Origin of the sequence: Flavobacterium odoriferum (assembly GCF_025499515.1) — a bacterium.
In the GTDB taxonomy this organism is placed as follows: Bacteria; Bacteroidota; Bacteroidia; order Flavobacteriales; family Flavobacteriaceae; genus Flavobacterium; species Flavobacterium odoriferum.
In genome coordinates this window covers 1-15,463 of sequence record NZ_JAMKFA010000014.1, presented here as the reverse complement: position 1 = coordinate 15,463, position 15,463 = coordinate 1, and the positions used below count along the sequence as shown (strand labels likewise).

The window sequence follows — 15,463 nt, the reverse complement described above, 5'->3', positions numbered from 1 at the left end:
ATGAATAGAAAAGATAAAAAATACAGAGGCACACAATGCTTAAATTGTGAAACACAACTAGATGTTAGCGAAAAATTTTGTCATGCTTGTGGTCAATTAAACTCGACGAAAAAACTTACGATTAGAGATTTTATTGAAGAGTTTTTTGCAAATTTTTATGCTTACGATTCAAGATTACGAAATTCAATTGTTTCTATTTTTACAAAACCCGGTGTTTTAGCTCGCGAATTCAACGAAGGGAAAAGACACACGTATGCAAACCCGTTTCGTCTGTTTTTGAGTGTTTCAATTATTTTGTTTATTACATTTAATTTGACGGAAGAAAATCCAACAGCAGCAAATGATAAAGCAGAAAAAGAGTTAACTAAAGAGCAACTTAAAGAAGAACAAAAACAAGACAGCATTGCTATTGAAGCATTGACTTCTGGTCAAACAAAAAACAATCTTTTAAAAAAATATAGAAATAGCAAAATCGAATATAGCAAAGATTCTATCTACACAAAAAAACAACTAGATTCAATCTCATTAGGGTATGAATACACTTTTGCATCATTTAGAAATTTTTACAAAAAATATCCTGAAAAATCAGAAGAAACAGCGTTAAAAGAATTAGGATTCAAAAACAGTTTCATACATAAATCAATGTATAATAAGTGTAAAAAATTAAAAACGAACAACATAAACTCAGAACTGATTGATTACTTTTATGAAAAACTCCCATTTCTGATTTTTCTATCGTTACCTATACTAACACTTATGTTTTGGATTGTTTTCTATTCAAAAAGAATGAATTACACTGAACATTTAGTATTTTCTTATACATATTTTACATTCTTTTTTATTAGCATAATAATATTCAATTTTATAGGTGTGATTTCTGAAACTCTTTTTGAAACAACTACATTTATTTATTTTTTATTCTTATTACCTTTTTATTTCTACAAATCTTTAAGAAATTTTTATCAACAAAGTCGTTGGATAACTATTTTAAAATTCATACTTTTGAATCCGTTATTCTTTTTATTCTTAGTCATTTGTGCTTTAGTAATGATGTTTTTAGGAATACTTTTATTTTAATTTATGGTAAGTCAAATTACAAGAGGCATAAAAATTTCAGTTTTAACTAGTTTTGAAGGAACTTACTTCAAAAACTATAAGATTCATTTTGCCTTTACTTATCATGTCTCTATTGAAAACCAAAGCAAAGATTCTGTACAACTAAATTCTCGTCATTGGGAAATTTATGACGCACTAAACAACACAGAAACGGTTGATGGCGAAGGTGTGATTGGTAAAAAACCAGTTATTAAACCTGGTGAAAACTACACATATTCATCTGGCTGTTTGCTTTCTTCACCAATTGGCGCCATGAAAGGTCATTTTAATATGGTGAATTTTACAACTACACGTAGCTTTAAAGTTGAAATCCCAGCTTTTAAATTGAGTGCTCCTTTTGCTATTAATTAGCAAAAAAACAATTATAAATTCCAATGTAAGAATCTTTATCTTAAGTAACTTTTGTTATCGATTATTCAAAATATACTTTGTATTTTTGTATTCGTTTACGAAAAACCAGTAAATCAACACACAAAATTGTCTAATTTTCACTCGAGGACTTTGTCCGAACTGAGCGAAGCTAAAATTCAACACCATGTTAAAAGGATTTTTTAATGTCCCAAAAGCGGTTAACGAACCCGTAAAATCGTACGCACCAGGTTCTCCTGAAAGAGCAGCCGTTGCAACAACTTATACAAAAATGTGGAATTCTCAAGTAGAAGTTCCTTTATATATTGGTAGCGAAGAAATTAAAACAGGCGATACCAAAAAAATGTCGGCTCCACACGATCACCAACATATTGTAGGTGTTTATCATCAAGCAGACAGAGCCTTAGTTGAAAAAGCAATTACCGAAGCATTAGAAGCTCGTAAAAAATGGGCAGCAATGGCTTGGGAAAACAGAGCTGGGATTTTCTTAAAAGCAGCTGAATTATTAGCTGGCCCATACCGTGCTAAAATAAATGCAGCGACTATGATTGCACAATCAAAAACCATTCACCAAGCAGAAATTGATTCGGCTTGTGAGTTGATTGACTTCTTACGTTACAACGTAGAATTCATGACTAAAATTTATGCAGACCAACCAGCATCAACATCAGACATGTGGAACCGTGTTGAATACAGACCATTAGAAGGTTTTGTTTATGCAATTACACCTTTCAACTTTACGGCAATTGCAGGAAATTTACCTTCAAGTGCTGCATTAATGGGGAATGTTGTGGTTTGGAAACCAGCTGCAACACAAGTATATTCTGCTAATGTAATTATGCAAGTTTTCAAAGAAGCAGGTTTGCCAGATGGTGTTATCAATATGGTAATGGGTGACTCTGGAATGGTTTCTGACGTAGTTTTATCTAACCCACATTTAGCTGGAGTTCACTTTACAGGTTCAACTGGCGTTTTCAATGACATTTGGAAAACCATCGGAAACAATATCGCTACATACAAAACATACCCAAGAATCGTTGGAGAAACAGGTGGAAAAGATTTCATCATTGCACATCCATCAGCAAATCCAGCACAAGTTGCAGTAGGAATTGCTCGTGGTGCTTTTGAATTCCAAGGGCAAAAATGTAGTGCTGCATCTCGTGTTTATGTACCACAAAGTTTATGGCCAGCAGTTCAAGCAAAATTAGAAGCGGATTTAAAATCGATGAAAATGGGTTCGCCAGAAGACATGAGTAATTTCATTACAGCTGTAATTTCAGAAGCTTCATTTGACAAATTAGCACGTTACATTGATCAAGCTAAAAAAGATAGCGATGCAGAAGTAATCATGGGTGGAAACTATGACAAATCAAAAGGTTATTTCATTGAACCTACGGTTATCTTAACTTCAAATCCAAAATATTCAACTATGGAAACTGAATTATTCGGACCAGTAGTTACGATTTATATTTATGAAGACACAAAATGGTCTGAAACATTGAAATTAGTTGACGAAACTTCAGAATATGCTTTAACAGGTGCGGTATTTAGCCAATGTCGTTATGCGGTGGAAGAAGCAACCGTTGCGTTACAAAATGCAGCAGGAAACTTCTACATCAACGACAAACCAACCGGTGCTGTTGTAGGAATGCAACCATTTGGAGGAGCAAGAGGTTCAGGAACTAACGATAAAGCAGGTTCATCTCAAAACTTATTGCGTTGGGCTTCTGTTAGAACGATTAAAGAAACTTTCGTAACACCAGAAGATTATAAATATCCTTTCTTAGGATAAACTTATAAAAATATTTATTTTCAAGCTTGTCAGAAATGGCAAGCTTTTTTATTTTTTGATGTTTTATCGATATTTTAATGCTTTTTATCGGATTTATAAAAATATTTAACTTTTTATTATTTTTTTTATAAATTGTATCCGAAATATATTATGCAAGCATAGTATTTTTAATAATAAAGCAAAAAACATGATGAAAAAAATTCTACCCCTAATCGTTATATTTTCGATTTCGTTTTCGTTTGGACAAGAAATAGAAAAAAAGTCAAAAACTTTCGATTTATTGAAACCACATACGCAAACAAAAATTCTGTATGATAAAGTAGGAACTGTTGCTAAACTAACAGAGACCAAAACCGAACCATTATCATCATTAGACTTTAAACAAGCATTTCATGAAATCCAAAGAGCAGATTTTTTGGAAAGACTTCCTAAAATTGATTTTTTAGAGGCGAAAACCGAAAAAGGATTTGCAGAAAACATCATTCCAATTTCTATTTTGATTTCTGAATTTGATGCGATTAAACCAAGCGTAAGAGAGCAAAATCAATTACAGCTTAATGCAAACAATCAATATGAGATAACAGATTCATCAATAGATTATTTCAATACACATAAAATTGGATTTGCTTCCCCATTAATTAAACAATTAAAAGGGACACAAATTACTTTCAAACTTTTAGACGAATTAATTTTCAATACGACTAATCAAACTATTAGCAAAATTGAAGTAAACCTTAATACTGGGAAAGGCTTTCAAAAAATTTCTACTAATCAAAGTTTCACTGCTGATTTTAGTAATCTTGGAACAAAAACAATTTCTTTCAAAATTACTTTAAACGATGGAACTGTTTTTACAAACGAATCAAAATTTACTTTAAAAGAGAAAGCGCAAAGCATTAATCAACTAAATAGAGTTGCACAACAAACTCCTTTAGCTGTTAGCCCTTTAACAGAAATAACATCTTCATTAACTTATCAAGGAACAAACGAAACGGCTGCTCACGCTGGCAAAGGTGAATTCCAAATATTTTATGACAACGAAGCTGGCTTATTAGACAAAGTAATTATTGTTTGTGATGGATTTGACCCAGCAGACGGTAGAGATACAGGTTCAATTTATAACTTATTAAATTATGGTACTCCAACACAAAACCTAGGAGACAATGTTAGAAATTTAGGTTATGATGTTGTGGTTTTAAACTTTCCGATTTACACAAGACCAGATGGCATCACCAATATCGATGGTGGTGTAGACTATATTCAAAGAAATGCTCGCGTAATGATTGAGTTAATCAATTACATTAACGCAAATAAAGTAGGAAATCAAGAACTTGTTGTTATCGGACCAAGTATGGGAGGATTAATAACCAGAATGGCACTGCGCTATATGGAAATGAATGGAATGGATCATAAAACACGTTTATGGTTATCTTTTGATTCACCTCATCTTGGTGCAAATGTTCCAATTGGAATGCAACACATGTTCAATTATATTGCTTATGATGGCGATATTGCCGATTTAACCGTAAGAGCAATTGTAGATTCTATGTTAAAAAGTCCAGCTGCAAGACAAATGCTTATTGATCATTTTGAAGGGCATTTATTAGGAACAAGTCTTACAGAATTTAACACTACAACAGCTTCATTACTTCCAACAGGTCATCCAACTCATAGAAATGCTTTTCAAAATGAGTTAAATACCATGGGATTTCCTCAAAATTGTAGAAAAATAGCAATCTCAAATGGGGCTAGTAATGGTGCAATGACAGGAACACCTGGAATGGCAGTTTTAACAAATTTAGATGTTCCTAATAGCGATGGTTTCACAAGAGCATTATTAGATTTAAACTTTACACCAACTGCAAATGGTAATATTAGAGTAAGTAGAGTAAGAAAACAAGCTTGGACATTTTTTTGGTTAACAATAGGAACAGGACAAACAAATGCACGTTCATTTTCATACACTGCCGGATTAGATTCTGCTCCTGGCGGGTTATTTAATTTAGAAAGTTTGGCAGCTGATGCAGGTCCAAACCCTACATTAACTCGCTTTTTAAATGCAATGACAATTAAAAAATTTGACTTTATTCCTGCTCAAAGTTCATTAGCAATTACAAGTACAAATAACTGGTATGCAAACATAAACGCAAGTAGTACAAGTGCATTTGATGCATATTCTGTACCAACAGTTAACGAAGATCACGTTACACTGACACCTTCAAACGTTACTTTTGCAATGAATGAAATTGTAAACAATATTCAATTGAAATGTCCAACCTCGACTACTTGGAATGGAACTTCATGGAGCAATGGATTACCAGCAAAGGATAAACAAGTAGCTTTTACAGGAAATTACACTTCTTCATCTTCTATTGATGCATGTTCGATTTCCGTTTCAGGTACAGCCATTGTAAATTTCTTAGCCAACCATGATTTGAATGTTAGAGGAGGAATTACTGTAGCAACAACAGCTCAATTAAAATTTGCATCAAACTCAAATGTTTATCAAATCGAAGAAATTTCAAATTCTGGAAATATTGAAGTAAATAGAGAAACTTCGTTAAAAAGATTAGACTATGTAGGTTGGTCAGCGCCTGTTACAAATCAAAATTTATTAGCGTTTTCGCCAAACACGTTAACCAATCGTTTTTATGAATATATTCCAACGGGAACAACAACTCCAACAGCTTATAACAGTGTAAATCCTTCTACAAATAGCTTTGCAACTGGAAAAGGATATTTAATTAGAGCCGAAAATACAATGCCAAGCACAACAACTTCTTGGAATGGAAAATTTACTGGAACACCAAATAACGGTAGAATTAATCCGAATGTTATTTATGGAGGTTCAGTTGGTTTAGGATTTAATTTAGTTGGAAATCCATATCCTTCACCTATCAATATTCATGAGTTTATTATTGGAAATTTATCTAAAATTGATGGAACATTACATTTTTGGACCAATACAAATGCCGCATTAAGCGGAACTTATGTTGCAAACAACTTTGCATCAAGAAATTTAACAGGTGGAACAGCAGCAATGAATGGCTCATTAATTCCTGATACATTTATTCAAACAGGACAAGGATTTTATGTAAACGCTTTAGCAACTGGTCCAATGTATTTTACGAACAGTATGCGAAATGCTACAAGTAATAATCAATTTATCAATAGAAATGCGAATGTTAGTACTTCTATAACAACTGAAAAACACCGTTTTTGGTTAAACCTTTCGGAAGGAAATAACAATCACAATCAAATTTTATTGGGTTATATTGAAAATGCAACAAATGATTTAGATTTTGGCTATGATGGAAAATTATTAAATAACGGAGATAGTGCGATTTATTCATTAGTAAACAACAACGAATTAGTAATTCAAGGAAAAGGATTACCTTTTACTGATGATGATGTAATCCCGTTAGGATTTACTTCGCAAAACAGTGGATTATTCACCATTTCATTAGGCGAAAAAGACGGATTATTTACTAATCAATCGATTTATTTGAAAGACAAGGTTACTAACAGCCTAATTGATTTAACTCAAAATAATCATACGTTTATGGCAAATGCAGAAACCATCAACAATCGTTTTGAAATTATTTTTAAAACCACTTTATCAAACAATGATTCTGAAATTTCTGGAAATGAGATAATAGCTTTCAATGCAAATAATATTCTAACGATTAAAAGTTCAAAAGCAAATTTAAAATCAGTTACAGCTTTTGATGTTTTAGGAAGAGTTTTATTTGAAGGAAATACTATTCAAAATAACGAATTTGTAATTCCAAATTTAAAACCAACCAATAATGTTTTACTGTTAACAATAGTTGACGAAAACAATGTAAAAGTTCAAAAGAAAGTGATTTTTTAAAAAAATATATATAAAAATAAAAAACCCGATTTTCAGTTGAAAATCGGGTTTTGTTATTTTGTAGCTAATCACTAATTACTTTTCACTAATCACTTACTTCTTATACTTCAACGGCAAATGCACCACTTTCTTCGTTTCAAAAAACTCTTCTTTGAAGAAATCCGATAAATTATATTCTGCGGCTTTTGGGAAAGCTTTTAATTCTTCGGTTAAATCGCCACCTTTTAAATATAAGATTCCGTTGGCTAATTCGTGGTTTTGTTTTTTTGAAACTTTATCATCTACCCAATTTACAAAATCAGGCATATTGGTTACCGCACGACTTACGATGAAATCGAATTCTTGTTTTACTAATTCGGCACGTTTTTGTTCAGCTTTTACGTTTTTTAATCCTAAACCTGCAGCTACTTCATTTACTACTTTGATTTTTTTCGCGATCACATCAATCAAGTAAAAATCAACTTCTGGATGCAAAATTGCCAATGGAATTCCAGGAAAACCACCGCCTGTTCCTACATCCATAATTTTGGAACCTGGACGAAATTCTATAATTTTTGCAATTCCTAACGAATGCAAAACGTGACGTGTATATAATTCGTCGATATCTTTTCTTGAAATCACATTAATTTTCGCATTCCAATCCTCATATAACGATTGCAATTTTTGAAACTGAAGTATTTGATTATCAGATAAATCAGGAAATTGCTTTAAAATCTCTTCCATTAGTTAAATTTTGCACAAAAATACGCTTTTTGGTGAATAAAAAATGACGAATATCATAAATGAAAAAATTATAATAATTATCTTTGACGAAATTTGAATAGAATATTTATGAGTACGACAACCCCGATTTTCTCAAAAGAAGATAATCTGAAATTTTTCAGAACATTAAATAAAAGAGTAAACGATTATTTTAAAGAAAATAAAATTGACAAAACAGGAAACTGGAAACTTCACTTGAAAACTATTGTGATGTTTGGTCTATTCCTAACACCATACTTCTTTTTACTTGCAATGGACATGCCTTTTTGGACTTATTTATTGTTAAACGTGGTAATTGGGATTGGAATGGCAGGAGTTGGAATGAATGTAATGCACGATGGTAATCACGGTGCTTATTCAAACAAGTCTTGGGTAAACAAATTAATGGGCGGAAGTATCTACATCTTAGCTGGAAATGTTTACAACTGGCAAGTACAACACAATGTTTTACACCACACGTATACCAACATCATTGGTCACGATGAAGATTTAGAAGCGGGAAGAATTTTGCGTTTTTCAAAAACGGCTAAATGGTACAGTCACCACAGATTTCAACATTATTATTCTGTTTTCTTATACGGATTATTAACTTTCAACTGGGCTATCACAACTGATTTCCTTCAAATGAAACGTTACTTAAAAAGAAACTTATCATATGGTGAATTCAAAAAACCAACCATTCTTTGGACAACATTAGTGATTACAAAAATAATCTACTTTTCAATTTGGTTAGTTTTACCAATGGTTTTAGGAGTTACTTGGTGGAAAGTTATTTTAGGTTTCGCTGTAATGCATTATACCGCAGGATTAATTTTAAGTGTAGTATTCCAATTAGCACACGTAGTGGAAGATACTGTAAATCCAATGCCAGATGAAAATGGAGAAATTGAAAATACTTGGGCAATTCACCAGTTATTCACAACTGCCAACTTTGCTCCAAAAAACTGGATTGTAAATTATTACACTGGTGGATTAAATCACCAAATTGAACACCATATTTTCCCAAACATCAGTCACATTCATTACAACAAAATTGCTGAAATTGTAAAACAAACAGCAGCTGAGTGTAACTTACCGTATCACGAGTTCAAAACTACTCGAGCGGCAATCGCATCTCACTTCAAGCATTTGAGAGAACTAGGAAGAAAACCACAATTAGCATAATAAACAGAGAGACGCGAGGAATCGCGTCTTTTGTATTAACTATAATAACTAACACACAATGAACCCGTTATCGGACAGAATCAACAACTTAGCTGTTTCACAAACATTAGCAATGGCAGCTTTGGCAAGAGAATTAAAAGCACAAGGAAAAGACATTATCAGCCTTAGTTTAGGAGAACCCGATTTCAACACTCCTGAATTTATTAAAGAAGCTGCAAAAAAAGCTATCGACGAAAACTACAGTACGTACACACCAGTGGAAGGTTACTTAGAATTGAAAGAAGCGATTTGTAAAAAATTCAAAAGAGATAATAATTTAGACTACAAACCATCACAAATTGTAGTTTCAACTGGAGCAAAACAATCATTATACAACATTGCACAAGTAATGTTAAACGATGGAGACGAAGTAATTCTTCCTGCTCCATATTGGGTTTCGTATTTCGAAATTATCAAACTTTCTGGCGGAGTTCCTGTTGAAGTTCCAACTTCTGTTGAAAGCGATTTCAAAATCACACCAGAACAATTAGAAGCAGCTATCACACCAAAAACAAAAATGATGTGGTTCAGTTCACCTTGTAATCCAAGTGGTTCGGTTTACAATCGTGAAGAGTTAACAGCTTTAGCTAAGGTTTTAGAAAAACATCCACACGTATATGTAGTTTCTGACGAAATCTACGAACATATCAACTTTTCGGGAACATTTTGCAGTATTGCATCGATTCCAGGAATGTTAGAAAGAACAATAACAGTTAATGGTGTTGCGAAAGCATTTGCAATGACAGGTTGGAGAATTGGATATATTGGAGCTCCAGAATTTATCGCAAAAGCGTGTACAAAAATTCAAGGCCAAGTAACTTCGGGAGCAAATTCTATTGCACAAAGAGCTACAATTACTGCTGTTGAAGCAGATCCAAGCGTATTAAACGAAATGGTTTCAGCATTCAAAAATCGTAGAGATTTAGTTGTTGGATTAGTAAACCAAATTCCGGGATTCAAATTAAATGTTCCAGAAGGAGCGTTTTATGTTTTTCCTGATGTATCGTACTATTTTGGCAAAACTATTAAAGGAACCGAAATCAAAAACGCAACTGATTTCTCAATGTTCTTATTAGCAGAAGCAAACGTAGCAACCGTAACAGGTGACGCTTTTGGAAATCCAAATTGTATTCGTTTCTCTTACGCTACAAGCGAAGCTTTATTAACAGAAGCTATGAGAAGAATCAAAGAAGCGGTTTCTTAAATCACAAACAAATATATTAGCACGAATTGATTTATTAAATTAAACCAATTCGTGTTTTTTTATGCTCCAAATTCAAAAAAATCGAACTCGAATTAGAAATCTTGGATTTTTTATAAGAACTTTGCACACTTTTTTTCGGCAAATCCCGAAAGATTAAAGATTTACACATGAAATCGCCACTAAAAAATATTGCGTAAGCAATCACAAATTAAAAAAAGCGATTCCATATGTTACATCTGAAAAATTATAATCAGAACATATGAAAAAGAAGATTGAAATTTTAGCGCCTGCAAAAAACTTAGTGCAAGGAATTGCTGCCATAAATAGTGGTGCCGATGCGGTTTATATTGGTGCTCCTTTATATGGTGCTCGTTCAAACGCTACCAATTCTGTGGAAGATATTGCCGAATTGGTAAAATATGCGCACTTGTTTAACGCTCAGGTTTTTGTGGTTATCAATACGATTTTATACGATAACGAATTAGAACCTTGTCGTCAATTAATTTGGAAATTGTATGATATTGGCGTAGATGCTTTAATCATTCAAGATATGGCGATTATGGAAATGGAGTTACCTCCTATCGTATTGCATGCCAGTACGCAAACCAATAATCGTGATGCCGATAAAATCAAATTCTTAGCCGATGCCGGAATCAAACGTGTGGTTTTAGCGCGTGAATTGAATTTAAGTCAAATTAAAGAAATCAGCGAAGCTTCGGATGTGGAATTAGAATTCTTCGTAACCGGTGCTTTATGTGTTTCCTTTAGCGGAAATTGCTATATGAGTGTTGCCAATGGCGAACGTTCGGCAAACCGTGGTTCTTGTGCACAAAATTGTCGTTTACCTTATAATTTAATTGATGGAAATGGAGATACTTTAATTAAAAATAGTCACTTACTTTCGATTAAAGATTTTGATGTTTCCAACCAAATTCCAAATTTAGTGGGAGCCGGAATCGTTTCGTTCAAAATCGAAGGTCGTTTGAAAGACATGGTTTATGTAAAAAATAACGTTTCGTATTTGCGTCAGAAATTAGATGCTTTCTTGAACGAAAACAGCGATAAATACACCAAAGCTTCTTCTGGAAAATGCACGTATTTATTTGATTCTTCATTAGATAGAACATTCAATCGTGGTTATACCGATTATTTCGTTAACGAAAGACATCAATCTATCGGTTCTTGGGAAAGTCCAAAATCAAAAGGACAATATATTGGAAAACTAATCAAAACGGTTGGAAATTCATACGTAATTGAAAATGGCGAATTATTAAATAATGGTGACGGATTGTGTTTCATTAATGAAAACAACGAAGCCGAAGGAATTTACGTAAACCGTGCCGAAAACGGAATCGTTTATCCAAACGTATTGAAAGAAATCAAAGAAGGTACTTTCATTTACAGAAATAATGATGCCGCTTTCATTAAATTAGTAGAAAGAGAAGACAGTGCGGTTCGTAAAATCAGTACAACTTTAGTATTAAAAGAAAACGAAAATGGCTTTGAATTAATCGCAACTGACGAAGATGGAAATGTAAGTATTGTGAATTTGGTTCACCCAAAAGAGCAAACAAAAAACAACGAATCTTTAGCTGAAAATTTCAAAATCAACTTAGCAAAAACAGGATTTACACCTTACACTGCTGATGAAATTACAATTGAATTTTCTGGAAATTGGTTTCTTCCTATTTCAAAAATCAATGAAATGCGAAGAACTGTGTACGAACAATTATCGGAAATTCGTTTAAAAAATTATGTCCGTAAGGAACACCAATTGGTAAAAACATCGCACCCTTATCCAGAAACGAAATTGGATTTCATGTACAATGTTGCCAATAAAACGGCTCGTAAATTTTACGAACGTCATGGTGTAACCGAAATTGAAAAAGCATTTGAATTACAATGGGATCCAGGAAAATCTCGTGTAATGACAACTAAATATTGCATCAAATACGAATTAGAACGTTGTCCAAAATACCATCGTGAAAACATGGACAAAAAACTAAAAGAACCTTTAGTTTTAAAACAAGGCGAATTGGAATACAAACTAAAATTCAATTGCAAACCTTGCGAAATGGAAATTTGGGAAAAAGATGCCGAATTTGAAATTGAAGAAGATCACTTTCATTAATATAGAAACCGATGTATAACGCATCGGTTTTTTTATTCATTCAATTTTCGAATCACTTTAGCCGGATTTCCAACAGCTAATGAATTGGCCGGGATGTCTTTAGTCACGACTGAACCAGCGCCAATTGTACAACCATCACCAATTGTAACACCTGGACAAATAACGGTGTTTCCTCCAATCCAACAATCGTTACCTATAAAAACTGGTTTTGAAAATTCAACGGTTCTTCTTTCAATAGCGTTAAGTGGATGCGTGGCCGTGTAAATATGAACATTAGGTCCAAAGAAAACATTGTTACCAATTTCAATTTTCATTGTATCCAAAACCACACAATTCACATTAAAAAACACATTCTCACCTGAATAAATGTTATACCCATAATCACAATGAAATGGCGGCTCAATGTATAATTTTTTATGTGCGTTAGGTAAAAGTTCACGAAGAATATTCCTTGAATTTCCATTCACAACATATTCGGTTACATTCAATCTGTGAAGAAACTTTTTTACTCGTAATCGCTCTGCCATTAAAACTTTGTCGTTAGCAAAATAAATTTCGCCATCGAGCATTTTTTCCTTTTCAGTTTTCATTTTTTAAATATAAATGATCAATACAAAAATATCTTTTTTGGAACACAGATTTGGAGAAATCATAGAAATTTTAATAATCCGTCAAATTTCTTAAATGTGTAATCCAAAATAACTAGTTAAAAATTGTAAATTTGAACTTATGCAATCCATTCTTCAAAATATAGCCAAGCACATTTCTTTAACTCCAGAAGAAGAAACCTTATTTTTATCTAAAACAGAAACCAAACAATTCAAAGCCAAAACTATTTTATTAAGCGCTGGCGAAGTGGCAACTTGCACTTATTTTGTGAATTCTGGTATTTTGAGAAGTTTCAATATTAATGACAATATTATTGAACACGTATTGCATTTTGCTTGTGAAGGTTGGTGGATTGGTGATATGTACAGTTACATTTCTGGAAAACCAGGTAATCTTTTTTTAGAAGTTTTAGAAGATGCCGAAGTAGTGATTATTTCCAAAGAAAACCAACAACAACTTTATCAAGAAATTCCAAAATTAGAACGCTTTTTCAGAATTTTAGCCGAAAACTCCTTGGTTTCTCATCAAGAACGCTTAATGGATAATTTAAGTTTAACAGCCGAAGAACGCTTTGAAAAATTCTGTTCTAAATATCCTACTTTAATTCAGAAAGTTCCTCAAAAACATATTGCTTCTTACATTGGTGTTACACCTGAATTTTTTAGTAAAATGAAAAGCAGGTTATTGAAGAAATGATTTAGAACCTCCTTGTCATTACTATTTGATTTATTTATATTCTATACTATATTTGTGCTATATCAGTGCTGAATTAGTGCTATATCTATATAGTTACTATATTAAAACAATGGTTTATGGGTAAGTTAAAAGGAATTTTACAATTTACGGGGCAAATTGATGGTTTATCATTTTATGAAATGAATGGCAAAATTATTGTTCGGAAAACGGGTGGCTTTGATGGTGAAAAAATCAAAAATGATACGAATTATGTACGTGTTCGTGAAAATAGTAGTGAATTTGCTCATTGTGCGGAAATGGGTAAATATTTTAGAAACAGCCTTCAACCCTATTTGAAGCAACTGCATATTCCTTATGTTCACAATCGGGTTTTGGGTTTGTTTCAGGAGATTAGTCGATTGGATTTGGTTAGTGCTCGGGGAAAACGTTCTGTGATTAATGGGCTTCAATCGGTTGAGGCAAAAGGGATTATTGAGCGTTTTGAATTTGATAAAAACCAATCTTTTGATACCGTTTTTCCTTTTACGTATGCCGTAGATTTGTTGGAAGGAAACTTGACTGTTCCTAATTTTTCTTCAAGCCTTTTGAAGAAAGTAACAAGCGCTACTCATGTTAACCTGCAGTTTATAGTTGCTGGTTTCGATTTTGAACACCAAAGTTCATTTGTACAAAACTGTAGTAATAAAATTACTATATCCTTACAAGATGCTACTGAAGCTGATTTAGAATTTAATTGTGCTCTTCCTGAAAGTCCTAATGTATTTGGTTTGTTGTATTTAGAGTTTTTTCAGCGTGTTAATGCTGTGGATTATGATTTACAAGCAGGAGCTTTAAAAATTGTAGGGTTTCGATAGTGCGCGTTTTTAGCAATGTGTGAGTTACTGGTGTGATGTTTCCCCGAAGTGTCGAGATCAACATGACAAAAATGGGGGAAATTTCAATGCTTACGAATGCCTTTGTTATAAAAACAAAAACGAGCCATTGCTGACTCGTTTAATAAATGTCTTACAAATTTAAGAATATTTGAGAAACATGTAATCCTTATAAAACATTATTCTTTTATAATTTCATAATAGTAATATTTGATCCAGCTACTGTTGAAGTGGGTTGAGCAACTGTTGAACTATTAGCACTTACTGCCACAATTCTAAATGTATCACCAGCAGCCAACTGAACAACTTTAGTCAAAGAACCTTGTCCTTTAACACCTGTAGGCAATACATTATGTATAGGTGGATAATCACCATAAAACACATCTGCACCATTAGACCCATAAGTTGCATTGTTTTTAATTAATGTAAGGTAAGGTGGGACTGTGCTACTTGCAGGACTTGCGTCATTACATAATAGTTTTACTTGAATTAGATAAGTCCCAGCACCTGTTATACCAACTGTAAAAACTCCAGTGGTATTGTTGTAAGTACCTAAAGTTGGTGAATTGAGCACATTATTAAACACAATAGTTGTAGGACTTGTAGAAGTTGCTACAGGTAAAGTTTCTGATGAACCACCTACTTTATTAGCAAATAGTTGAACTGAAGCTCCACTTCCACCAGCACTTGGTGTAACCCATTGTGTATTATAATCAGTTCCATTTACTTTAGCTAAAACTTGACCTGTTGTTCCACCAGCTGGCACACCTTGTCCATTAGCACCTGGAGTTCCTGCTGGACCTTGTGGACCCATTGGACCTGTTGCTCCGTCTAA

The 15,463-nt window shown here is 33.1% G+C and carries 11 protein-coding genes and 1 pseudogene; 9 read left to right on the top strand and 3 right to left on the bottom strand.

Annotated elements, in window-relative coordinates; translation table 11 throughout:
• The 4 genes from M9Q43_RS10935 to M9Q43_RS10920 all read left to right on the top strand — a co-directional run bounded on the left by M9Q43_RS10935 (window position 1) and on the right by M9Q43_RS10920 (window position 7,151).
• Window positions 1-1,077, top strand: coding sequence for a DUF3667 domain-containing protein (locus tag M9Q43_RS10935; protein ID WP_262318944.1), 1,077 nt, complete (start codon window positions 1-3; stop codon window positions 1,075-1,077).
• A 3-nt stretch (window positions 1,078-1,080) separates the two neighbouring features.
• Complete coding sequence (apaG, locus tag M9Q43_RS10930) at window positions 1,081-1,467, top strand: Co2+/Mg2+ efflux protein ApaG (RefSeq protein WP_262318943.1); 387 nt, start codon at window positions 1,081-1,083, stop codon at window positions 1,465-1,467.
• 184 nt (window positions 1,468-1,651) lie between these two features.
• The gene (gene pruA, locus M9Q43_RS10925; protein WP_262318942.1) at window positions 1,652-3,277 is read left to right on the top strand and encodes an L-glutamate gamma-semialdehyde dehydrogenase; all 1,626 of its coding nucleotides are present in this window, start codon (window positions 1,652-1,654) and stop codon (window positions 3,275-3,277) included.
• Between the two features lie 187 nt (window positions 3,278-3,464).
• Window positions 3,465-7,151, top strand: coding sequence for a T9SS sorting signal type C domain-containing protein (locus tag M9Q43_RS10920; RefSeq protein WP_262318941.1), 3,687 nt, complete (start codon window positions 3,465-3,467; stop codon window positions 7,149-7,151).
• A 93-nt stretch (window positions 7,152-7,244) separates the two neighbouring features.
• Here M9Q43_RS10920 and rsmG read toward each other — a convergent pair whose 3' ends face one another.
• Complete coding sequence (rsmG, locus tag M9Q43_RS10915) at window positions 7,245-7,874, bottom strand: 16S rRNA (guanine(527)-N(7))-methyltransferase RsmG (RefSeq protein ID WP_262318940.1); 630 nt, start codon at window positions 7,872-7,874, stop codon at window positions 7,245-7,247.
• A gap of 108 nt (window positions 7,875-7,982) precedes the next feature.
• Between rsmG and M9Q43_RS10910 the strand changes: the two genes are divergently transcribed.
• The 3 genes from M9Q43_RS10910 (at window position 7,983) to M9Q43_RS10900 (ending at window position 12,451) form a co-directional block, all read left to right on the top strand.
• Window positions 7,983-9,077 carry a fatty acid desaturase family protein gene (locus M9Q43_RS10910; protein ID WP_262318939.1) on the top strand — a complete coding sequence of 365 codons (1,095 nt, stop codon included), beginning with the start codon at window positions 7,983-7,985 and terminating at the stop codon, window positions 9,075-9,077.
• Between the two features lie 58 nt (window positions 9,078-9,135).
• Window positions 9,136-10,320: a pyridoxal phosphate-dependent aminotransferase gene (locus M9Q43_RS10905; protein ID WP_262318938.1), complete on the top strand. Its 1,185-nt coding sequence runs from the start codon at window positions 9,136-9,138 to the stop codon at window positions 10,318-10,320.
• 259 nt (window positions 10,321-10,579) lie between these two features.
• On the top strand, window positions 10,580-12,451 hold the full coding sequence (locus M9Q43_RS10900) for a peptidase U32 family protein (RefSeq protein ID WP_262318937.1): 1,872 nt from the start codon (window positions 10,580-10,582) through the stop codon (window positions 12,449-12,451).
• A gap of 32 nt (window positions 12,452-12,483) precedes the next feature.
• Here M9Q43_RS10900 and M9Q43_RS10895 read toward each other — a convergent pair whose 3' ends face one another.
• Entirely contained in the window at window positions 12,484-13,041 is a 558-nt protein-coding gene (locus M9Q43_RS10895; RefSeq protein ID WP_262318936.1) for a sugar O-acetyltransferase, read from the bottom strand.
• Between the two features lie 139 nt (window positions 13,042-13,180).
• On the opposite strand from M9Q43_RS10895, the gene M9Q43_RS10890 reads away from it, so the two are divergent.
• Window positions 13,181-13,756 (top strand): Crp/Fnr family transcriptional regulator, encoded by a 576-nt coding sequence (locus M9Q43_RS10890; protein WP_262318935.1) that lies wholly within the window; start codon window positions 13,181-13,183, stop codon window positions 13,754-13,756.
• A gap of 116 nt (window positions 13,757-13,872) precedes the next feature.
• Complete coding sequence (locus M9Q43_RS10885; protein WP_262318934.1) at window positions 13,873-14,610, top strand: hypothetical protein; 738 nt, start codon at window positions 13,873-13,875, stop codon at window positions 14,608-14,610.
• A gap of 205 nt (window positions 14,611-14,815) precedes the next feature.
• Here M9Q43_RS10885 and M9Q43_RS10880 read toward each other — a convergent pair.
• Window positions 14,816-15,463, bottom strand: a pseudogene (locus M9Q43_RS10880) (hypothetical protein); the annotation flags it as partial.